General features: G+C 64.2%; 18 protein-coding genes. 6 read left to right on the plus strand and 12 right to left on the minus strand.

Going from position 1 to position 21,162, the window contains the following annotated elements:
• Positions 1-36: 36 nt before the first annotated feature.
• Complete coding sequence (locus tag ACFO0G_RS01945; protein ID WP_286398026.1) at positions 37-645, minus strand: TetR/AcrR family transcriptional regulator; 609 nt, start codon at positions 643-645, stop codon at positions 37-39.
• A gap of 99 nt (positions 646-744) precedes the next feature.
• Between ACFO0G_RS01945 and galE the strand changes: the two genes are divergently transcribed.
• Positions 745-1,758 (plus strand): UDP-glucose 4-epimerase GalE, encoded by a 1,014-nt coding sequence (gene galE / locus ACFO0G_RS01950; protein ID WP_376976267.1) that lies wholly within the window; start codon positions 745-747, stop codon positions 1,756-1,758.
• Positions 1,759-1,915: 157 nt separating this feature from the next.
• On the opposite strand, the gene ACFO0G_RS01955 is transcribed toward galE, so the two are convergent.
• The 3 genes from ACFO0G_RS01955 to fdxA form a co-directional block, all read right to left on the minus strand.
• Positions 1,916-3,202: a citrate synthase gene (locus ACFO0G_RS01955; protein WP_056334606.1), complete on the minus strand. Its 1,287-nt coding sequence runs from the start codon at positions 3,200-3,202 to the stop codon at positions 1,916-1,918.
• A 235-nt stretch (positions 3,203-3,437) separates the two neighbouring features.
• Positions 3,438-4,589: a succinyldiaminopimelate transaminase gene (dapC, locus tag ACFO0G_RS01960; RefSeq protein ID WP_286398030.1), complete on the minus strand. Its 1,152-nt coding sequence runs from the start codon at positions 4,587-4,589 to the stop codon at positions 3,438-3,440.
• A gap of 14 nt (positions 4,590-4,603) precedes the next feature.
• Complete coding sequence (gene fdxA / locus ACFO0G_RS01965) at positions 4,604-4,930, minus strand: ferredoxin (protein ID WP_013601705.1); 327 nt, start codon at positions 4,928-4,930, stop codon at positions 4,604-4,606.
• Between the two features lie 137 nt (positions 4,931-5,067).
• Here fdxA and ACFO0G_RS01970 point away from each other — a divergent pair, with 137 nt between their 5' ends.
• Positions 5,068-5,307 (plus strand): putative acetyltransferase, encoded by a 240-nt coding sequence (locus ACFO0G_RS01970; RefSeq protein WP_376976268.1) that lies wholly within the window; start codon positions 5,068-5,070, stop codon positions 5,305-5,307.
• A gap of 49 nt (positions 5,308-5,356) precedes the next feature.
• On the opposite strand, the gene ACFO0G_RS01975 is transcribed toward ACFO0G_RS01970, so the two are convergent.
• Together ACFO0G_RS01975 and typA are read right to left on the minus strand one after the other, a co-directional pair.
• Positions 5,357-6,166, minus strand: a complete 810-nt coding sequence (locus tag ACFO0G_RS01975; RefSeq protein ID WP_376976269.1) for a hypothetical protein — start codon at positions 6,164-6,166, stop codon at positions 5,357-5,359.
• Between the two features lie 202 nt (positions 6,167-6,368).
• Positions 6,369-8,297 (minus strand): translational GTPase TypA, encoded by a 1,929-nt coding sequence (gene typA / locus ACFO0G_RS01980; protein ID WP_236798999.1) that lies wholly within the window; start codon positions 8,295-8,297, stop codon positions 6,369-6,371.
• A gap of 231 nt (positions 8,298-8,528) precedes the next feature.
• Here typA and ACFO0G_RS01985 point away from each other — a divergent pair, with 231 nt between their 5' ends.
• Positions 8,529-9,464, plus strand: a complete 936-nt coding sequence (locus tag ACFO0G_RS01985) for an SGNH/GDSL hydrolase family protein (RefSeq protein WP_376976270.1) — start codon at positions 8,529-8,531, stop codon at positions 9,462-9,464.
• Positions 9,465-9,513: 49 nt separating this feature from the next.
• Here the strand turns inward: ACFO0G_RS01985 and ACFO0G_RS01990 are convergent, their stop codons facing one another.
• The 5 genes from ACFO0G_RS01990 to ACFO0G_RS02010 form a co-directional block, all read right to left on the minus strand.
• On the minus strand, positions 9,514-11,220 hold the full coding sequence (locus ACFO0G_RS01990; RefSeq protein ID WP_376976271.1) for a dipeptide ABC transporter ATP-binding protein: 1,707 nt from the start codon (positions 11,218-11,220) through the stop codon (positions 9,514-9,516).
• Between the two features lie 11 nt (positions 11,221-11,231).
• On the minus strand, positions 11,232-12,176 hold the full coding sequence (locus tag ACFO0G_RS01995; RefSeq protein WP_286398035.1) for an ABC transporter permease: 945 nt from the start codon (positions 12,174-12,176) through the stop codon (positions 11,232-11,234).
• Positions 12,166-13,095: an ABC transporter permease gene (locus ACFO0G_RS02000; RefSeq protein ID WP_236799003.1), complete on the minus strand. Its 930-nt coding sequence runs from the start codon at positions 13,093-13,095 to the stop codon at positions 12,166-12,168. Before ACFO0G_RS02000 ends, ACFO0G_RS01995 begins: the two co-directional genes overlap by 11 nt.
• A 126-nt stretch (positions 13,096-13,221) precedes the next feature.
• On the minus strand, positions 13,222-14,910 hold the full coding sequence (locus ACFO0G_RS02005; protein ID WP_286398036.1) for a peptide ABC transporter substrate-binding protein: 1,689 nt from the start codon (positions 14,908-14,910) through the stop codon (positions 13,222-13,224).
• Between the two features lie 272 nt (positions 14,911-15,182).
• Positions 15,183-16,955 carry an ABC transporter family substrate-binding protein gene (locus ACFO0G_RS02010; protein ID WP_376976272.1) on the minus strand — a complete coding sequence of 591 codons (1,773 nt, stop codon included), beginning with the start codon at positions 16,953-16,955 and terminating at the stop codon, positions 15,183-15,185.
• Between the two features lie 150 nt (positions 16,956-17,105).
• Here ACFO0G_RS02010 and ACFO0G_RS02015 point away from each other — a divergent pair, with 150 nt between their 5' ends.
• Both ACFO0G_RS02015 and ACFO0G_RS02020 read left to right on the plus strand, forming a co-directional pair.
• Positions 17,106-17,531, plus strand: a complete 426-nt coding sequence (locus ACFO0G_RS02015; RefSeq protein ID WP_376976273.1) for a DUF3788 family protein — start codon at positions 17,106-17,108, stop codon at positions 17,529-17,531.
• A gap of 121 nt (positions 17,532-17,652) precedes the next feature.
• The gene (locus tag ACFO0G_RS02020) at positions 17,653-18,432 is read left to right on the plus strand and encodes an alpha/beta fold hydrolase (protein ID WP_376976274.1); all 780 of its coding nucleotides are present in this window, start codon (positions 17,653-17,655) and stop codon (positions 18,430-18,432) included.
• 294 nt (positions 18,433-18,726) lie between these two features.
• Here the strand turns inward: ACFO0G_RS02020 and ychF are convergent, their stop codons facing one another.
• Entirely contained in the window at positions 18,727-19,812 is a 1,086-nt protein-coding gene (gene ychF, locus ACFO0G_RS02025) for a redox-regulated ATPase YchF (protein WP_376976275.1), read from the minus strand.
• A 90-nt stretch (positions 19,813-19,902) separates the two neighbouring features.
• Here ychF and ACFO0G_RS02030 point away from each other — a divergent pair, with 90 nt between their 5' ends.
• Positions 19,903-21,132, plus strand: a complete 1,230-nt coding sequence (locus ACFO0G_RS02030) for a DNA recombination protein RmuC (protein ID WP_376976276.1) — start codon at positions 19,903-19,905, stop codon at positions 21,130-21,132.
• Positions 21,133-21,162: the final 30 nt, after the last annotated feature.

A 21,162-nucleotide genomic window follows, 5' to 3' on the forward strand; every position in this document is an offset into this window, starting at 1 on the left:
CCAATTCACGGTAGTGCCGGCAGGCGGTCCGGCCGTTCACCGTGCCAGCCCGTCCAGGTGCCGCTCCAGGACGTCCCGGCACATCTGCGCGGTCATCCAGCCCGGCTGCAGCAGGGCATGCATGAGCAGCCCGTCCAGGGTGGCCAGCAGCCGTTCGGCCTCGACCACCAAATTCTCCTGCGGCTCATCGTTCGGGAGCAGGGAAGCCACCACACCACCCACGATGGCGGCGACTTCACGATGGCTGCGGTCGGCCTCGCCCGCAAGGAAGGGCCTGATCCGGGCGGCGTTCTTGAAGGCCAGCCAGGCACAGGCATCCATGGCTGTGCGTTCATCCAGGGGAAGCATGCCGCCCAGGAGGGTTAAAACAGCTGCACGCTGCTCGGGGCTGCCCGCGGCCGCCCCCTGGACGGGCGGCAGCAGTCCCTCCAGCCGGGAAACCACCCGGTCCACCACCGTGCCGAAGGAGAAGGCCAGGAGCTCCTCGCTCCCCTGGAAGTAGTGCCGCACAGAACCAACGGCCAGCCCGGCTTCGTCCGCCACTTCCCGCAGGGAGGCCCGCTCCAGCCCGTCCACGGCGATAATGCGGAGAACCGCCTGGACAACATCCTGCCGCCTGGCATCGGCGTCAACTATTTTGGGCACCATCCTTATTAGCACGGATGTGCTTCCATCACCGCACCCGCGCGCCCGGCATCCGGAACGCTGCCGCGGCGGGCGGTCCGCGTGGGATAGCGTTGAGGCATGAAAATCTTGGTTACAGGGGGCACCGGCTACATCGGTTCCCACACTGTTCTTTCCCTGCAGGAAGCCGGCCACGACGTGGTCGTCATCGACAACCTGGTCAACTCCAGCGAGGAATCGCTGCGGCGCGTGGCTGAGCTCAGCGGCAAGGCCGCCGAGTTCCACCACGTTGACCTGGTGGACGAGGCCGCCGTCGAAAAGGTCTTTGCCGGCAGCGCGATTGACGCCGTCATCCACTTCGCCGGACTCAAGGCCGTCGGGGAGTCAGTGCAGGAGCCGCTGAAGTACTACTACAACAACCTGGTGGGCACCCTGAACCTGATCCGCGTCATGGACAGGCATGACGTCCGGTCCATCGTCTTCAGCTCCTCAGCCACCGTCTACGGCGAACACAACCCCATCCCCTACGTGGAAAAGATGGAGATCGGCGCCAACAACCCCTACGGGCGCACCAAGGAGCAGATCGAGGACATCCTCTCCGATCTCGGCGCGGCCGACTCCCGCTGGCACATAGCACTGCTGCGCTACTTCAACCCGGTGGGCGCGCACCCCTCAGGCCGCATCGGCGAGGACCCCCAGGGCATCCCGAACAACCTGGTCCCGTTCATCGCCCAAGTGGCCGTTGGCCGCCGCGAGAAGCTCATGGTGTTCGGCGGGGACTACGACACCCCCGACGGCACCTGCCTGCGCGACTACATCCACGTGGTGGACCTCGCCGAGGGGCACGTGGCCGCGCTGAACCATATCGCGGGACGCACCGGCGTCTTCCGCTGGAACCTGGGTTCCGGCAAGGGCTCCTCCGTGCTCGAGGTGCTGCGCTCGTTCGAGAAGGCCGTGGGCCAGCCCATCCCCTACGAGATCACCGGCCGCCGTGCGGGAGACCTCCCCGCCTTCTGGGCTGACGCCACCTCCGCCCTGGCGGACCTGAGCTGGTCCACCACCAAGACCGTGGACCAGATGTGCGAGGACCACTGGCGCTGGCAAAAGAACAACCCCCAGGGCTACGCCTCCTGACCCTCCGCCATCGATTGCTCCGTAACTGCCCTTTTGAGCCCCCAAAAGGGCAGTTACTCAGCAATGGATGGTGATTAAAGTGAACCGGCCGCCCACCTGTGGAAGGTGGGCGGCCGTCGTCGTTATTACTGCTGTGCCTGGGGGCAGGCGCTGGGGATCAGCGGGCCGGGTAGTCGCGCTCCGGTTCGCCGATGTACAGCTGGCGCGGGCGGCCGATCTTGGTGTTCGGATCGCTGATCATCTCGCGCCACTGGGCAATCCAGCCCGGGAGGCGGCCGATGGCGAACAGGACGGTGAACATCTTCTCCGGGAAGCCCATGGCCTTGTAGATCAGGCCGGTGTAGAAGTCCACGTTCGGGTAGAGCTTGCGCTGGATGAAGTAGTCATCGCTGAGCGCCTTCTCTTCCAGGCGCATGGCGATATCCAGCAGTTCGTCGTTGCCACCGAGCTTGCTGAGGATCTCGTGGGCCGTGGCCTTGACGATCTTGGCGCGCGGATCGTAGTTCTTGTAGACGCGGTGCCCGAAGCCCATGAGGCGGACGCCGTCTTCCTTGTTCTTGACCTTCTCCATGTAGTCCTCGGGCTTGAGGCCCTCGGCCTGGATCTGGCGGAGCATCTTCAGCACGGCCTCGTTGGCGCCGCCGTGGGCGGGTCCGAAGAGGGCGTTGATGCCGGCCGACACAGAGGCGAACAAGTTGGCGTTGGAGGAGCCCACCAGGCGCACGGTGGAGGTGGAACAGTTCTGCTCGTGGTCCGCGTGCAGGATGAGGAGCAGGTCCAGTGCCTTGACGATCACCGGATCCAGCTCGTACTGCTCGGCAGGCAGGCCGAAGCTCAGGCGCAGGAAGTTCTCCACCAGGTTCATGGAGTTGTCCGGGTACAGCATGGGCTGGCCGATGGACTTCTTGTGCGCGTAGGCGGCGATGACCGGCAGCTTGGCCATCAGGCGGATGGTGGAAACCTCCACCTGCTCGGCGTTGAACGGGTCCAGCGAGTCCTGGTAGAAGGTGGACAGCGCGGACACGGCCGAGGACAGCACCGGCATGGGGTGCGCGTCGCGGGGGAAGCCGCCGAAGAAGCCCTTGAGTTCCTCGTGCAGCAGGGTGTGCCGGCGGATCTTCTGGTCGAACTCATCCAGCTCAGTAGGCGTGGGCAGGTTGCCGTAGATCAGCAGGTAGGACACCTCCAGGAAGCTGGAGTGCTGCGCCAGCTGCTCGATGGGGTATCCGCGGTAGCGCAGGATGCCTGCATCGCCATCGATGTAGGTGATGGCGGAGGTGGTTGCTGCGGTGTTCATGAAGCCGGGGTCGAAGGTAACGGCACCGGTCTGCTTCAGCAGCTTGGAGACGTCGTAACCTTCGTTCCCTTCAACAACCTGGATGCGCGGGAGCTTCAGCTCGCCACCTGCGTGGAGCAGGGTCGCAGCATTGTTGGTCTCAGTCATGGAGTCCCCTTCATGAGGCGTCTTTGGCCTCTGTCGAAAGCTTGATCCAACATCAGGTGAGCCGTGCACGAAGCCTGAAGAGACAGGTTCCAACACCCGGGCTGCCTTCTTGTAGAAAGCCACCATTGATCAGTTAAAAAGTACCGCTCCTTAGCGGGTGTCACTAATCCGGGGTCCGCCCGTGCGGCCTAAAACACACCGGATGTGCGGCGAGTCACACGAATATTACGTACCCTTAGGAGCCTGCTTCGGCCAGCCGCGCCACTGCTGCGTCGATGCGCTCATCCGAGCCGGTCAGGGCGACCCGCACATAGCCATTGCCCGCGTCCCCGTAAAAGACCCCTGGCCCCACAACGATGCCCCGCTCAGCCAAGCGGGCAACGGTATCCCACGTGCCCTCTCCTGCCGTGGACCAAAGGTACAGGCCGGCGTCGGATTCCTTGATCTCCAGACCGAAGTCCAGCAGCGCGGGCACCAGGCGTTCGCGCCGGCCACGGTACAGGTCTTTCTGGGCCTCGACATGCGCATCGTCGCCCAGTGCCACCCGCATGGCTTCCTGGATGGGGTAGGGCACGATCATGCCCGCATGCTTGCGGCTGTTGACCAGGTTGGGCATCAGGTCCGGATCACCGGCGACGAAAGCTGCCCTGTAGCCGGCCAGGTTGGACTGCTTGCTGAGCGAGTAGACGGCGAGCAGTCCCTGGTGCGAGCCACCGGCCACGCGGGGATCGAGGATGCTGGGGACGCGCTGGCCGCCGCGCTGGACGTCCCAGTCGCCCCAACCGAGCTCCGCGTAGCATTCGTCCGACGCCACCACGGCGCCCAGTTCACGGGCCTGGACCACCAGAGCCTTCAGGGAGTCAGCGTCCCTGACGCTGCCTGTGGGGTTGCCCGGCGAGTTGACCCAGATGAGGCGGACCCGCGCCCGGGTGGCCTCGTCCAGCTCGTCCAGGTTGTCCGTTGCCACCGAGGTGACGCCCGCGAGGGTCGCGCCGATATCGTACGTGGGGTAGGCCACCTTGGGACGTACGACGACGTCTCCGGGCTTGAGTCCCAGCAGCAGCGGCAGCCACGCAACGAGTTCCTTGGAACCCACCGTGGGCATGATGTTCTTGGGGTCCATGCCCGCCACACCGCGCCGCCGTTCAAACCAGCCCGCGATGGCTTCCCGCAGCGCCGGTGTGCCGTGGACCGTGGGATAGCCGGGGGCGTTCGCGGCGGCCTTCAAAGCGTCCTGGACCAGCTGCGGCGTGGGATCCACGGGCGTGCCGATGGAGAGGTTGACGGCTCCGCCGGGATGCCCGGAGGCCTTGGCCACGTATGGTGCCATGGCCTCCCAGGGGTAATCAGGCAGATCCAGGCCAAACGAATTCACTGCTGCGGTCACGATGTCCGTCCGCGTCAGTGGTCTTGGTTCTGCGGGGGCAGGGCGGCGATCATCGGGTGGTCCTTGCCAGTGTTGCCGATCTTGGCTGCGCCGCCCGGGGAGCCGAGGTCATCGAAGAACTCAACGTTGGCTTTGTAGTAGTCGGCCCATTCCTCCGGGGTGTCGTCCTCGTAGTAGATGGCCTCAACCGGGCACACCGGTTCGCAGGCTCCACAGTCGACGCACTCATCCGGATGGATGTACAGCGAACGCTCACCTTCATAGATGCAGTCGACGGGGCATTCTTCAATACATGCCTTGTCCTTAACATCCACACACGGCTGCGCGATTACGTACGTCACGTCCCTGGCCTCTCCACGTTGGGGTTCCGGCGTCCCGCCGGCTCTTGCATCCGGCAGCACAGCCGGTATCTGACATCTGAGCCTATTATCTCCCAGCCCGTTCCCGCGAACCTAGCCGGGCACCCTAGTATGAACTGGTGAGTCAGCCAGTACCTGCGCCAGCGCGCTTCCTCGCCGCGGCCGAGCCAGGCACCCGGGTGGTGGTGCGCTACCGAATCGAGGGCGGCCTCACGGACGCGTTGGGACATCTGCTGGCCTGCGACGCCGGTTCCTGTACCGTCCGCACCCGGCAGGCCGACGTCGTGATTCCCCTTGACCGCGTGGTGGCGGCCAAGAAAGTGCCGCCCGCTCCCCCGCGTCGCGCCGCTGCACACTGACACCGCCGCCCACGGCGCAGGCACTGTCCCCGCGCACCCACTCCCGCAGTCATTGCGCAGTACGGTACGTAGCCAACGCCCGCTGCACCATCTTCACGAACCCGTCCGGCTCGCGTAGCAGCATCTCAAAGGTAATCCGAAGGGTTGGGACACCCTGGATAACGGTGGCATTCCAACGCCGTCTATCCTCGCGGTAAGCCTCCCGGCTGCTGTGGTGGGCGTAACCATCCGTCTCAATACCGAGCAGGCCATCAACGAGTAGATCCAGGTGTCCCATCCCGGGGATCCTGACCTGCAGCTCGACCGTGTGCCCGGCTTCCTCCAGCAAATACCGTGCCATCGTTTCGATGACGGACCCGGATTGGGGGCGGATCCGTGCCACCAACTCCCGGAGGCCCTTTTCGCGGACGGCCGGAAATCGCTCCCGCAGGGCAGGAAGTTGGATGAGCCCGTTCTTGACCGCGGATTCCGCAATGGTCAGTCCCTCCAGGGGCGCCAGGCAGCGCAACGACTGGCACACAACGTCCAGGGGTGTCAGCGGAATCCTGCTCCGGTGCACCATGCAACCCGGGATCGGCCTGCCGTGTGCTGCGGCCAGGTGCGGTCTTTCTGGTTGGCTGACAACCCACAGGCCAGCGGCGCCGGCAGCCGAGACGCAGCCCAGGACCGCGTGGTGGCGGCCCGCGTGGATAAGCACCGGGTCCGCCTGCGGGTGGGCATAGACGCCCCGGGCAATTCGTTGGACTGAGCCTGCGGCCACCCCCGATTCCAGGTTCCGGCGCGAAACTCCCGCCATGGACAGCGAGTGGGTACTGGCAACGCCGCCCAGGGCAGCCAGGACTTCGGAAACAGTCGGCATAACTGCATGCTTGCCGTTTACGGGGCCGGACGCAGGGCCAGGAAACCGCTATGTGGACAACCGTCAGTGCGCGGTGACAGCGCGGCTCGTTGTGCACGGACAGTCCCTGCACAATGAACCGCTACATCATTGCGCCGGCGAGCCCGTTAAGGCAGAACGCCACCGGTAGATACCGGTGGCGTTCTGTGGACCTGCGGAGTTACTAGGCCTTGGCGCGGGCGCGGTTGGCCTTGGCGCGCTCGTTGGTGTCCAGGATCACCTTGCGGATGCGGATGGCCTCCGGGGTCACCTCGACGCACTCGTCCTCGCGGGCGAACTCCAGTGACTCTTCGAGGGTGAGCTCCCGCGGCGGGGTCAGGTTCTCGAAGGTGTCGGAGGAAGCGGCACGCATGTTGGTGAGCTTCTTTTCCTTGGTGATGTTGACGTCCATGTCGTCGGCGCGGGAGTTCTCGCCAACGATCATGCCTTCGTACACCTCGGAGGTGGGCTTCACGAAGAAGGAGCCGCGTTCCTGCAGGTTGATCATGGCGAAGGGGGTGACCACACCGGCGCGGTCGGCGATCATGGAGCCGTTGGTGCGGTACTCGATGGGGCCGGCCCAGGGCTCGTAGCCTTCGGAGATGGAGGCTGCAATGCCGGCACCGCGGGTGTCGGTGAGGAACCGGGTCCGGAAACCGATCAGGCCACGGGCCGGAACGATGAACTCCATGCGGCACCAGCCGGTACCGTGGTTGGCCATGTTGGTCATGCGGCCCTTGCGGGCTGCCATGAGCTGCGTGACGGCGCCAAGGTATTCCTCGGGCACGTCGATAGTCATGTGCTCCATGGGCTCATGGATCTTGCCGTCGATGGTCTTGGTAACCACCTGGGGCTTGCCCACTGTGAGCTCGAAGCCCTCGCGGCGCATTTGCTCAACCAGGATGGCCAGCGCCAGCTCGCCACGGCCCTGGACTTCCCAGGCATCGGGACGCTCGGTGGGGAGCACCTTGATGGAGACGTTACCGATCAGTTCCTTGTCCAGGCGGTCCTTTACCTGGCGGGCCGTGACCTTGGCGCCCTTGACCTTGCCGGCCAGCGGGGAGGTGTTGATACCGATGGTCATGGAGATCGCGGGGTCATCAACGGTGATCAGCGGCAGCGGCTGCGGGTTCTCGACGTCGGTGAGGGTTTCGCCAATGGTGATGTCCTCGATGCCGGCGACGGCCACAATCTCGCCGGGGCCGGCTGATTCTGCGGGAACGCGCTCCAGTGCCTTGGTGGCCAGCAGTTCGGTGATTTTGACAGTCTTGAGCTCACCGTTCTGGCGGGCCCAGGCCACCTGCTGGCCCTTGCGGAGGGTGCCGTTGTAGATGCGGAGCAGGGCGAGGCGGCCCAGGAACGGGGAGGCATCCAGGTTTGTGACGTGGGCCTGCAGGACGCCCTCGGGGTTGTACGTGGGGGCCGGAATGTGCTCGACAATGGTCTTGAAGAGCGGCTCGAGGTCCTCGTTCTCCGGGGCGGTGCCGTCAGCGGGCTGTTCGAGGGACGCACGGCCAACCTTGGCTGCAGCGTAAACAACGGGAACTTCGAGGATCTTGTCCAGGTCCAGGTCGGGAACTTCGTCCGCCAGGTCGGAAGCCAGGCCGAGGAGCAGGTCCATGGACTCGTGGACGACCTCCTCGATGCGGGCATCGGGACGGTCGGTCTTGTTGACCAGCAGGATGACAGGCAGGTGGGCGGCAAGGGCCTTGCGGAGGACGAAGCGGGTCTGCGGCAGCGGACCCTCGGAGGCGTCAACGAGGAGGACGACGCCATCGACCATGGACAGGCCGCGCTCCACCTCGCCGCCGAAGTCCGCGTGGCCGGGGGTGTCGATGACGTTGATGGTGATGGTCTCGCCGTTGGAGGAAGGACCGTTGTAGGCCACCGTGGTGTTCTTGGCCAGGATGGTGATGCCCTTTTCGCGCTCAAGGTCACCGGAGTCCATCACGCGGTCTTCGAGGTGGTTGTGCTCGGCAAAGGAATTGGTCTGCTTGAGCATGGCATCGACCAAAGTGGTCTTGCCGTGGTCAACGTGGGCCACAATCGCGACGTTGCGCAGATCACTGCGCGATGCAGTGGCTACCGCGGTGTTGGTGGTGGTTTCAGACATGCGTAATGGCTCGATTCAGTGGAGTCAGCTGTTGTATCGCGACATTTCCAACTGGAACGCACGACGGACTTGGCCCTTAACACAGGGCGTCTGCTTCCAGTCTAAACGCTGCGGCAAGTGATGGCCTAAATCCGGACGCATGCGGGGCTGCCGCCAGTCCCCGGAACCACCTCTGCCTGCCAGGTCACACTCACTGGATAAATACCCGCCAATGCCCCATTATTGCTGTTGATGAGCAGCCCATCGCCCCGCAAAGAATCCCCTCGTACAGCGCGCGTGCTCACGCGCGCCGCGGTGCTGGCCCTTGCCGCGGGACTTGTCCTTGCCGCCCCCGGGCAGCAGGCAGACGTGGCACCTGATGAGGCCTCCACCACAGAGGGCTACCTGCCATCCGCACTGCTTAGGGCCGACGCCGTCGGCCAACCTAATGCAACCCAGTACGCGTCAGGCGTCGACCTCTCAACGGTGCTGACGCGCCCCGCACTGTTCCCGGGTGAGATTTACCGCAATCCGGTCTTTGGACGCAATGAGCTGGTGGTGGCGAATGCGAGAAGCACCGCCGTGCTGATCGGCGACTCCCAGTCCGTACCCGATGACAGCTGGCCGCGCAGGGCCCTGGCGGGCCTGGGCTACGGCGTCCACTTCTGCGGCTACGGCGGCACGGGGTTCACTGCTGCCAACGGGAAAGTGGGCAACTACATCGATGCCCTGGAACGCGGCGATTGGCTGCTGCCGGCCGGAGAACCAGGCCTGATCGTGATTGAAGGCGGCGGCAACGACGCTGCCCGGGGCGCATCCGATGCGCAAATCAGTTCCAACGCCAACCGGCTCATCGACGCACTGAAAGCCAGGTACCCCGGCACGCGGATCGTGATGGTGGGAACTCTTGCGCGCGGAGCCCAGGACGGCGGCGGCCGGCGGAGCCAGGTGGACGCACTGCTGGCGGGCATCGCAGCCCGGCAGCGGGTCACGTTCGTGAGTGCCGGCGACTGGCTGACCAAATACAACCTGACCCAGCACCTTGCTGATGCGGTCCATATGGATGCGGAAGGCCGGAAGCAGCTGGGCGGGGTCCTGGAGCGCCGCTTGCGTGAACTCGGGGTTCCCCCTGCCCCGGGAGCCGGACAGGCGCTGGCATATACGGGAGCGAACGGCAAAAACGGCTGAAGCCGGGACCCGAAGGCCCCGGCTCCAGCCGTTTGAATCAAGTGTCCTGCTACGCCACCTCGGGCGGAAGCATCAGCTTCGCGCCGGGGATGGCATTGAGCAGGGCCTTCGTGTAGTCCTGCTTGGGCGACTCGAAGACCTCGTCCGTGGAACCGGTCTCCACCAGGCGGCCCTTCTCCATCACGCACACGTGGTCCGCAATCTGCCTCACCACGGCAAGGTCGTGGGTAATGAACAGATACGTCAGGCCAAGGTTGGCCTGCAGGTCCGCCAGCAGGTTCAGCACCTGAGCCTGTACCAGCACATCGAGGGCGGAAACTGCCTCGTCACAGATGATGACCTCGGGGTCAAGCGCCAGTGCGCGCGCAATGGCAACACGCTGCCGCTGCCCGCCTGACAGCTCGTTAGGGTACCGCTGCATGGTGGACTGCGGCAGGGCCACCTGGTCCAGCAGTTCGCGGACCTTCTTCTCCCGGCTGGCCTGGTCCCCGATCTTGTGCACCCGAAGCGGTTCTTCAATGGTGCGGTAGATGTTGTACATCGGATCGAGGGAGCCGTACGGATCCTGGAAAATGGGCTGGACGCGCCTGCGGAACTTGAAGAGTTCGGCAGGTTTCAGGGCAGAGGTGTCCACACCGTCGAACAGGATCCTGCCTTCCGTCGGCTTTTCCAGCTGGAGCACCATCTTTGCCACCGTGGACTTGCCGGAACCCGACTCCCCCACGATCGCCGTCGTGGTTCCCCGCCGGACGTCGAAGCTCACGCCGTCCACCGCCGCGAAGTCCGTCGCCTTGCCCAGCCCCTGGCGCAGCTTGTAGACCTTGCGCAGGTCCTGGATCTGCAGGAAGGTGTCCGACTTTGCCGCCTCGGCTGCCGGTGCCAGCAGGTCCGCGGTCTCCACGCCCTGCTCCCGGGCAGCCTGGATACGGCGGCTGGCCAGGGACGGCGCGGACTCCACGAGCCGTTTGGTGTACGGGTGCTGCGGGTTGCGGAGCAGCTCCAGCGAGGGGCCTGCTTCAACCACGCGGCCCTGGTACATGACCACCACTTTGTCTGCACGCTCGGCTGCCAGGCCCAGGTCGTGGGTGATCAGCAGCACCGAGGTGCCCAGTTCGTTGGTCATCGTCTCCAGGTGGTCCAGGATCTGCCGCTGGACGGTGACGTCGAGGGCCGATGTCGGCTCGTCGGCAATCAGCAGGCGCGGCTGGCAGGAGAGGCCAATAGCGATCAGCGCGCGCTGGCGCATGCCGCCCGAGAACTCGTGCGGGTACTGGTTGGCCCGGCGCTTGGCGTCCGGCAACCCCGCCTCGGAGAGCACCTTGGCAATATCGTCCGGCCCGCTGGGGCGGCCGTTTGCCTTCAGTGTTTCCCGGACCTGGTAGCCGATCTTCCACACGGGGTTGAGGTTGGACATGGGGTCCTGCGGAACCATGCCAATCGTGTTGCCGCGCAGCTCGATCATGCGCTGCTCGGTGGCGTGGGCGATGTCCTCGCCGTCGAGCAGGATCTGTCCGCCGGACACCCTGCCGTTGTTGGGCAGGAGGCCAATGGCCGCGAGGGCCGTGGTGGATTTGCCGGAACCCGATTCCCCCACGATGGCGACCGTTTCGCCCGGCATGATGGTCAGGTGTGCGTTCCGCACGGCCTGGACCTCACCGCCGCCGGTCTTGAAGGTGATGGCGAGGTCACGGATTTCGAGCAGCGGCCTGACGCCGGTGGTGCCGGCCTCTTCGATGCGGACGTCGGGAGTTGTCATCTCTTTATCTCTCATCGCTGACGGCTCTTCGGGTCGAGGGCGTCACGCACTGCGTCGCCCAGCATGATGAAGCTCAGCACCGTGATGGACAGCGCCGCGGCCGGGTAGAGCATGATTTCCGGCCGGGTCCTGATGGACGCCTGGGCGCCTGCGATGTCATTACCCCAGGACATGATGCTCTGCGGCAGGCCAATGCCCAGGAAGGACAGGGTGGCTTCGGCCACGATGAACACGCCGAGTTCCAGCGTTGCAAGCACGATGATCGGAGCCAGGGCGTTCGGCAGGACGTGGCGGATCAGCGCGCCGAACTTAGAGACACCCAACGAGCGCGCCGCGGTGACGAAGTCGGAATTGCGTACCTCAATAACTGCGCCGCGCGTAATGCGTGCCATTTGCGGCCATGCCAGGAGCGAGATGACGAACACCACGGTCCACACGCTCTTGTTCTCGCGGAACAGGGGCAGCTGCGTGATCACCAACGCGCCGAGGACCAGCGGCAGTGCGAAGAAGATGTCACCCAGGCGGGCAAGAACAGCGTCAATCCAGCCGCCGTAGTATCCGGCAAGGGCGCCAAGGGTCACGCCGATCACCAGGACGCACAGCACCGAGAGCAGGCCCACGGACAGCGAGGCCTGGGTGCCGTGGATAACCCTGGAGTACACGTCGCAGCCCTGGAAGGTGAATCCGAACGGGTGCCCGGCAGTGGGGGCGCCTTCCGAGTTCCCGAGTTCGCAGCCTTCGTTGGGCGGCGTGGACGTGAAAAGTCCGGGGAACAGCGCAATGACGATCAGGGCGAGGATCAGCAGTGCCGAGATGATGAACAGCGGACGACGGCGGAGCTTGCGCCAGGCGTCGGCCCACAGGCTGAGCGGGGCCTGGTCAGTCTTGACGGCGTCCGTTGCCTGCAGCGGCGTCTCTTCAATGGGGGCCACGAAGTGGCTGTTATTACTGGTCATAACGGATCCTCGGGTCAAGCCAGGCGTACAGGAGATCGACAAGCAGGTTGGCCACGACGAACACCAGCACCAACACGCTGACGATGGAGACGATGGTGGGACCTTCACTGCGGAGGACTGCCTGGTAAAGCTTGTTGCCCACGCCGGGAACGTTGAAGATGCCCTCCGTGACGATGGCACCGCCCATCAGGCCGCCAAGGTTGGCGCCCAGGTAGGTCACCACCGGGATCAGCGAGTTGCGCAGGATGTGTGCCAGGACCACCCGGGGCCGTGACAGGCCCTTGGCGGTGGCAGTCCGCACGTAGTCGGCGTTCATGTTCTCGCTGACTGAAGCGCGGGTCAGGCGCAGGACGTAGGCAAAGGAAACAAGCCCCAAAACAATTGCGGGCAGCAACAAGGTGCCCCAGTTCGCATTGGCGCCTACTGTCGGCTTGGCCCAGCCCAGCTGTACGCCGAAGACGAGCTGGAAAACGAAGCCGAGAACGAAGGTGGGAACTGCGATGACCACCAGCGAAGCCACCAGGACGGTGGAGTCGAACCAGCCACCGCGGCGCAGGCCGGCGAACACGCCGAAGGCCACGCCGAAGATGGCCTGGATGGCCAGTGCCTCGATGGCGAGCATCGCGGTTACCGGGAAGACACGCGCCAGGCTGGCCGCAATGGGCTGGCCGGTGAAGTCGTTGCCCAGGTTGAAGGTGAAGAGGTTCTTGAGGAACAGACCGTACTGGACCCAGAAGGGCTGGTCGAGGTTGTACTGGCTGCGCAGGGTGTCAATGACTGCCTGCGGGGGCTGGCGGTCGCCGAACAGCGCGGCGATGGGGTCGCCGGGGAGGGCGAACACCATGTAGTACACCAGGAGGGTAGTGCCGAGGAAAACAGGGATCACCTGCAGGAGTCGGCGCAGAATAAACCGGATCACAGGATCACCTGCCTTCCGGTAAAGGGGAAAACGCGTTCATGAATGCCTTCCTGCCGCTTGCAAGCCAATGGGGGCCCGGACGTAACCGGAACCCCCATCAGCTTGTCGGCAAGTTAGATCTTGGAACTACTTGGCCGTGATGCCGTAGTAGAGAATTTCACCGTTCCAGCCGGTCTCGGCCTTCGTGATGTTGTTGCTCCACACGATCGGACGTGCCTGGTCCCAGAGCGGCAGGCCGGGCAGGTCCTGGAACAGGATCTCCTGTGCCTGGTTGAACTTGGCGTTTGCCTCGTCCGTGCTCTTGGCTGCCAGGCCTTCCTTCAGCAGCTTGTCAAACTCGGGGTTCGAGTACTTCTCGTAGTTGGAGGAAGCGCCCGTGGCCCAGACCGGTCCCAGGAAGTTGTACAGGGACGGGTAGTCACCCTGCCAGCCGGCACGGGTCAGGCCCGGCAGCTGCTGGGACTTGCGCAGGTTCAGGACTTCGGCGAACTTGGCGAAGGGCTGGATTTCAGCCTGGATACCGAGGTTGTTCTTGAAGCCGTTGGCTACGGCGTCGATCCATTCCTTGTTGCCACCGTCAGTGTTGGAAGCAATCTGGAGCGGCTTGGAATCGTCGTACGGCTGGATCTTGTTGGCCTGGGCCCACAGGTCCTTGGCCTTGGCGGGATCGAAGTTCAGGACCTCGCTGCCCTTGAGGCCTTCCTTGAAGCCGTCGATAACCGGCGGGGCGAAGGCCTTGGCCGGGGTACGGGTGCCGTTGAAGACCACCTTGGCGATTTCCTCGCGGTTGATGGCGTAGGACAGGGCCTGGCGGCGCAGCTTGCCCGCTTCACCCTGGAAGTTCGGGTTGTAACCCGGGATGTTCAGGGTGGAGTCGGTGGCCACGGCCTTGGTGGCGTTGCGGTCCGGGAAGTCGTTGACGTACGTCTTCAGGGCGTTGGACGGCAGGACGTCAGTGATGTCCAGGTTGTCCGACTGCAGATCCGTGTATGCGGGGCCCGGATCGGTGTAGAACTTGAAGGTCACGCCGCCGTTCTTGGCTTCGCGGGTGCCCTTGTAGTCGGCGTTCTTCACCAGGGTGATGGACTGGTCGTGGACCCAGGAACCCTGCTTTTCGAACTTGTAGGGGCCGTTGCCAACGGGGTTTTCACCGTAGGTCTTGGGATCCTTCAGGGCGGCGGAAGGAAGCGGGTAGAAGGCGGAGTAGCCAAGGCGCAGGGACCAGTCGGCCTCCGGCTGGGCGAGCTTGACCGTGATGGTCGAGTCGTCGGTTGCCTGCAGGCCGGACATGGTGTCGGCCTTGGGGGCCGGAGTAGTGGTGGTCTTGCCGTCAGCACCCTTTACCGAGTCAACTGCCGACACATCTTCATAACCGGCGATCGATTCGAAGAAGAATCCGTTGTTCTGCAGGTTCTTGGAGTTTGCGGCGAAGTTCCAGGAGTCAACGAAGGTCTTGGCCGTGATGGCCTCGCCGTTGGTGAACTTCTGGCCCTGCTTGACCTTGATGGTCCAGTTCTGGGCATCGGTGGAATCGATGGAGTCGGCCAGCGCATTAACTGCCTTGCCGTTCGCATCGTAGCTGCGAAGACCTTCGAACAGCAGGTTGACGACGCGGCCGCCGTACACCTCATTGGTGTTAGCCGGCAGCAACGGGTTTTGTGGCTCGTTGCTGTAGGCGGTGATGACCTTGTTCGGATCGCCAGCTGCGCTGCTGGAACCGTCAGTGCTGCCGCCGCCGCCGGCGCCGCACCCGGTCAGGGCAAGCGCGGCGATTGCCACGATGCCCAGTGCTTTGGAAGTGCGCGTAAAACGCATTCCGCCTCCTATGAGTTGTGGGAGAGATATAGGGGAATCTTTGTGTTTCCCCGCAGGCTGGACGCAGCTCACCGCTGTGACGAAACCTACATAATACGGAGTTAGCCTAACCGCACGAAGTCCAGATACTGGTACTCCGTTGCCAAACCGTGACCGGCGCAGTGAAATGCCCGGCAGGTATTCGGCAGTAAGGCACGTCACATGCTACTCGCCGGTAAGCCGTACGGCGAATCGGGCCCGGGGAGGCTGCGCAAGGGGCGAAAGCCCCTAAGTCACGCCGCAGGGTTGGTTAGGCGCCAGTCCCAAACGTTCCACCAGACACCCAGGGGTCCGGGGCTGGTCTTAATGCCGGCTACCCGGGAGTTGAAGGCAGTTGTTCCCAGGGTTTGGTAAAGCGGGAGTCCATAGGCGTCCTCCCAGATGTGCTTGTCGATTTCGGCCAGGAGTTCATCCTGCTTGCCCAGGTCCGTGGTCACGGCCAGTTGCTCCATGACTTTGTCCGCGTCGCCGTCGGAATATCCCGTGAAGTTGCTGCCTGCGCCGGTGCGGAAAATCTGCGGCACCCGGCTTACGCCGGCCTCCGTGCCGATCCATCCCGACAGGGCGGCGTCATAGCCGCCCCGGCTGAGTGCGGCGGCCCAGTCGGCACTTCCCTGCCCGCCGTCGACCACCCGGAACCCGGCCAGCGCGGCCGAGTCGCGGATCAGGGCGAACGACTTGGCCCGGTTCGGATTGTCGCGGTTGTAAAGAATGCGGACGCTGGGCGTGGCATCCTTCAGGAGCTTCTTTGCCCCTTCAATGTCCACCTTGGCGTAATCGGAGGAACCGTTTTTCTTCACGGTGTCGTCGTACTTTGGCTGTCCCGGCAGGAACACCTGTGAATCCAACGGCTTGTTGTCCGGCAGCTGGGTTCCCACCACAGCGTCCATGATCGCCTGCCGCGGCACTGTCTTGAGGAAGGCTTCCCGGACATCTTTGTTGGCAAAGGACCCGGAAAAGCTGAGGTCCAGGTGGTCGTAGCCGGACTGTTTGTAGCGTTCCACGGTGATGCCCTGGCTTGACAGGCCGGTCAGGAGACTCTCCGTAGCGGCTGAGGGCTGGGGTGAGATGATGTCGGCCTGGCCGTTGCGGAGAGCATCCACCGCTGCCGGCACCGCCCCGGTAAACCTGACATTGATCTCGTCCAGCCAGGGTTCGGCGCCCCATGTGTAGTCCCGGTTGCGGACCAGTTTCATCGAGACTTCCGGGACGATGTCCTGGACGATGTAGGGGCCGCTGGACAGGTAGAGTGCCGGGTCGTCGGGCACAATTTTTGTGTTGAACCCGGTGTTCCAGAAGTCGCTGACTTTCTTGAGTGCAGGGTTGGACGCCGGCTTTTCCGGGTTGCCACGTGGCGCGTCCTTGAGCAGCGTCACCAGGTCTTCCTCGTCGTTGAGTCCGCTCTTCGCGGCAACGACGTGCGCCGGGAGTCCGACGTCGAACGCAACTTCCCAGTCAGCGTACGGTGCGGCGTACTCGATGGTGATGGAACGCCCGTCGGATCCGATCTCGGGAAACAGCGTGCCGGCGAGTCCCGTGGTGTCGGAGGCAACCGAGAAGTATTTGGTCCCCTTGCCGGCGGCGGGATCGACGTCGTCGTAATAGCCCGACCCTGCGGCCCAGCTCAACAGAAGGTCGGCGGCGCCGATGGGGGCGCCGTCGGACCACTTGACGCCCTCGTTCACCGTGTACTTCACCTTCAGCGGCTGGTCGGAGACCTTCTCGAAGTGTCCGAATTTGTCGTTGCGGACAACCTTGGAACTGTCATCCAAGTAGAAGAAGCCGGAATGGGTGATAGCACCGATCTTGGAATTAATGTCGGTATTGCCGCCGGCGCTGTAGGGGTTGAACGAGGAGAAGGCGTTGACCTCAGCCACCGTTACGCTGCCGCCGCGCTTCGCCTCCCCCACCACAACGGACGGGGCGCTGCCACCCGAGCAGCCGGAAAGAACAAGGGCGGCCGACAATGCGGCGACGAGCAACTGAATCAGACGCCGTACCGGCATGCCGCCTCCTTGTGTTTTTCCCTCTCCAGGAGGGGACCCGGGCCGCCCAATCGCGCCCTACCACTTCAGGATAAGCTGTCAGGCCGGCCAGTCGTTGATGTGGGGCATTGGACCCTGTGGTTCCGCCCGCCGGGCCGCTACTATGAACCCGTGCCTGGCCATGTCGCTGTCCTGACCGATCCCGGCCGCATGCCCGACGACGAACAGATCCGCCAGCATCTGGGTGCTTCCTTCGCCGCCTGGCAAGACCTCAAAGAGCTGTTGTCCCGACCCTACCTTGGCCTGGAGTTGTCGTGGCACCACTATCGGGACGGCGGATGGCTGTGCAAGGCTCTCCGGGGCAGCAAGAATATGGCGTGGTTGGCGGTCTGGGACGGCTACGCCACGGTCACGTGCTACTTCTCCGCCCGACACCGCAATGACCTCGCCGCGCTGCCCCTCCCTGACAACCTCCGGGCCCAGATCACCGGGGTGGAGACGTCCGGAGCGATGCTGCCGGTCGTCGTCCGGATCCGCTCGCCGGAGGATATCGGGGCCGCCATCGAGGTGGTCCGTTACAAGCTTCGGGCGCGGTAGCAGCGGCAGCCGCCCGCGGAAGCGGGCACGTCATGGTGTCGTGGCCACCACGGGCTAGACGTTGAAGCGGAACGAGGCCGGTGTTGGCCAGATATATTGCACCGCCCCCTAGAGTGAAGGCATGCTGCACTCAACCCGGCAAGGCTCCGGTAAGCCACTCCTCCTGATCCACGGACTCGGTTCCAGTATTGGTAACTGGAACCCGGTAATCCCGGCGCTGGCCGCTGAACGCAATGTAATCGCCATCGACCTCCCCGGTTGCGGCGAATCCGCGCCGCTGACCGGCGAAACCACCATTGCCACGCTGACCGATGCCGTCGAAGCCTTTATCCGCGACGAGAAACTGGATGACATTGACCTCGTAGGCAGCTCCATGGGCGCCCGGATGGCAATGGAAATGGCGCGGCGAGGGCACGCTGCCACCACGATTGCACTGGACCCTGGTGGCTTCTGGAATGACCGCAAGGCAGCGATCTTTGGGGCAAGCATCAAAGCATCCGTCGCACTGGTGCGCCGCATCCAACCGGCACTCCCCTTCCTCACGGGCAACCCCGTGGGCCGCACGGCCCTGTTGGCTCAGTTCTCCGCCCATCCCTGGAAACTGCAGCAGGATCTGGTCCTGCATGAGCTTCGCGGGTTCAAGACATCGACCAGCCTGGACCCGGCCCTCAACGCGCTGATTCACGGCCCCCGCCAGGAAGGCGCACCGGCCGGTTCACTCAAGGGCAAAGTGGTAATCGGATGGGGGCGGAAGGACAAGGTCACCCCTCCCAGTGAGGCGGCGCGTGCCGCGGAGCTGTTCCCGGATGCCACCCTCCACTGGTTCGAAAACTCCGGTCACTTCCCACACTGGGACCAACCAACGGAAACGGCACGCCTGATCCTCGATAGCACGGGCTGAGCTGTGCGGCGGAGTCATTGGCCTTGAGGCAGTGTTGGCGGTGTGTACATTGCTTCGAGCACGGCAAAGAGCCATTCCCCGTCCCGGCCCTGCTCACCAAACCTTGAGTCCGAAACGCCCGTACTCATTCCCCGGACGGGCGTAAGGGGAGTGCTCGAACGACCGCTTATCCCCCCGAAAACGAGCCGCAGTCAATTTTTGCCGGGACAGGTTTTTCTGACCCTGGATACAGGCGAAGGCCGCTAAGAACAGTGTTCTTGGCGGCCTTCGCAGAGGTTTCACGAGGGTCAGAAACTACACATTGAAGCGAAATTCAACCACGTCGCCGTCGGCCATGACGTATTCCTTGCCTTCGATCCGCACCTTGCCGCGGGACTTTGCCTCGGCCATGGAGCCGGCCTCGACCAGGTCATTGAAGGAAACAACTTCGGCTTTGATGAAGCCACGCTGGAAATCGGAGTGGATGACACCCGCCGCTTGCGGTGCCGTATCCCCCTGCCTGATGGTCCAGGCCCGTGCTTCCTTGGGGCCGGCCGTGAGGTAGGTCTGCAGCCCCAGGGTGTGGAAGCCGACGCGGGCCAGCTGGTCCAGGCCGGACTCGTCCTGGCCGTTCATCTCGAGCATCTCGCGGGCCTCTTCCTCGTCCAGTTCGACGAGGTCCGCTTCGAGCTTGGCGTCCAGGAAGATGCAGTCTGCCGGAGCGACCATGGCGCGCAGCTCTTCCTGCTTTTCCGCGCTGCCCAGGATGCCTTCGTCGGCATTGAAGACGTAGATGAAGGGCTTGGCCGTCAGCAGCCCCAGCTCCTTGAGGTGCTCCATCTCCAACTTGTCGCTCTTGATGGAGGAATAGATGGTGTCGCCGCGCTCCAGCACTGCCTGCGCGGCCTTGATGGCGGCGAGTTCGGCAGCTTCCCGCTTCTTGATCTTGACTTCTTTTTCGATCCGCGGGATGGCTTTTTCGATGGTCTGCAGGTCCGCGAGGATCAGCTCGGTGTTGATGGTTTCCATGTCCGAGCGCGGGTCCACCTTGCCGTCAACGTGCACTACGTCGGGGTCGTCGAAGACCCGGACAACCTCGGCAATGGCCTCAGCCTCGCGGATGTTGGCCAGGAACTGGTTGCCCAGCCCCTCCCCCTCGGATGCGCCCTTGACGATGCCGGCGATGTCAACGAAGGACACTGCGGCGGGCAGGATGCGCTGCGAACCGAAGATTCCGGCGAGCTTCTGCAGCCTGGGGTCCGGGAGGTTCACCACACCCACGTTGGGTTCAATGGTGGCGAACGGGTAGTTCGCGGCCAGGACCTGGTTGCGGGTAAGCGCGTTGAAGAGGGTTGATTTGCCGACGTTGGGCAGTCCGACGATGCCAATAGTAAGAGCCACGAGCATTGATTCTACCCGCCGGGCCGCCGGGGACAGTACCGGGGAATGTCACTGCCGGTGAATGTCAGAGCCCCGTGCAACAGTGAAGCCATGGATGCTTTTGCCTTGATTCTGGCCCTCTTCATGCTGCTGTTGGGCGCCCTTGCCGGCGCCGCAGCCACCTATTTCTCCCTTCGCCGCAATTCCCATGCGCTGGAGGCGGACTTTGACCAGGTCTCGTCGCGCCTTTCAGAGGTCACGGCGCAGTTTGCAGCGGCCGACGCCGAGCGGCGGCTTTTGGCGGCACAGAACCGCGAGCTGGGAGAGGCCAGGACACAGGACGGGAGTGTGCTGCGTGCCCTTGCGCCCGTGGCGGAGAAGCTGTCCGCCGTCCAGCAGCAGGTCGCGTTGCTGGAGCGGGACCGGGTGGAGCAGTACGGCCAGCTGGCCCAGCAGCTGCAGGAGGCCCGGCTTTCCGACGAACAGCTCATCCGCTCCACCCATGCCCTGGAATCGGCGCTGCGTTCCAACAGCGCCCGGGGCCAGTGGGGCGAGGTGCAGCTCAGGCGCGTGGTGGAGGCCGCCGGGATGCTCCGTCACGTGGACTTCGTGGAACAGGTGCACAGCGCCGGCCACGACTCGGCTGTCCGGCCGGACCTGGTGGTGCAGCTGCCGGGCCAAAAGCAGCTGGTGGTGGACGCCAAGGTTCCACTGTCGTCATACCTTGAGGCGCAGGAACTGGGCGCGGTGGACCTTGGCCCGGCCCGGCGGTCCGGGGCGCAGTCGGCGAACGACGGAAGGAACCAGCAGGCCCTGCTGGCCGCGCATGCCAAGGCCCTGAGGGCACACGTCGATGCGCTGGGCACCAAGAAGTATTGGGACATTCCGGGGAACTCGCCGGAACTGGTGGTGTGCTTCATCCCGGCCGAATCCATCCTGGCGGCTGCCCTGACGGCTGACTCCGGCCTTCTGGACCATGCCTTGTCCCGCAATGTCGTCCTCGCGTCCCCAAGCACCCTGCTGGCCGTGCTGAAGTCCGTGGCCTTCACTTGGCGCCAGGACGTCCTGACGGACAGTGCTCGCGAACTCTTCGAACTCGCGCGGCAGCTGTACGACCGGATGGGCACGCTGGGAGAGAACGTCACCAAACTCGGATCCTCGCTGAAGACCTCCGTGGACCGCTACAACGCCATGGTCGGCACGCTGGAAGCCAGGGTGCTGCCCACCGCCCGGAAACTCAACAGCCTGGAAGAGTCGGGCCTCACCACGCCTTCGGTGGTGGAGGTAACCCCACGCGCGCTGGCGGCTCCCGAACTTCAGGGTGATGACGAGGCGGCCTGAAGTTCCCATGAAGACAGGTGGGGCCGGGCA

It is taken from the genome of Arthrobacter sedimenti, assembly GCF_042652025.1.
GTDB classification, from domain to species: domain Bacteria; phylum Actinomycetota; class Actinomycetes; order Actinomycetales; family Micrococcaceae; genus Arthrobacter; species Arthrobacter sedimenti.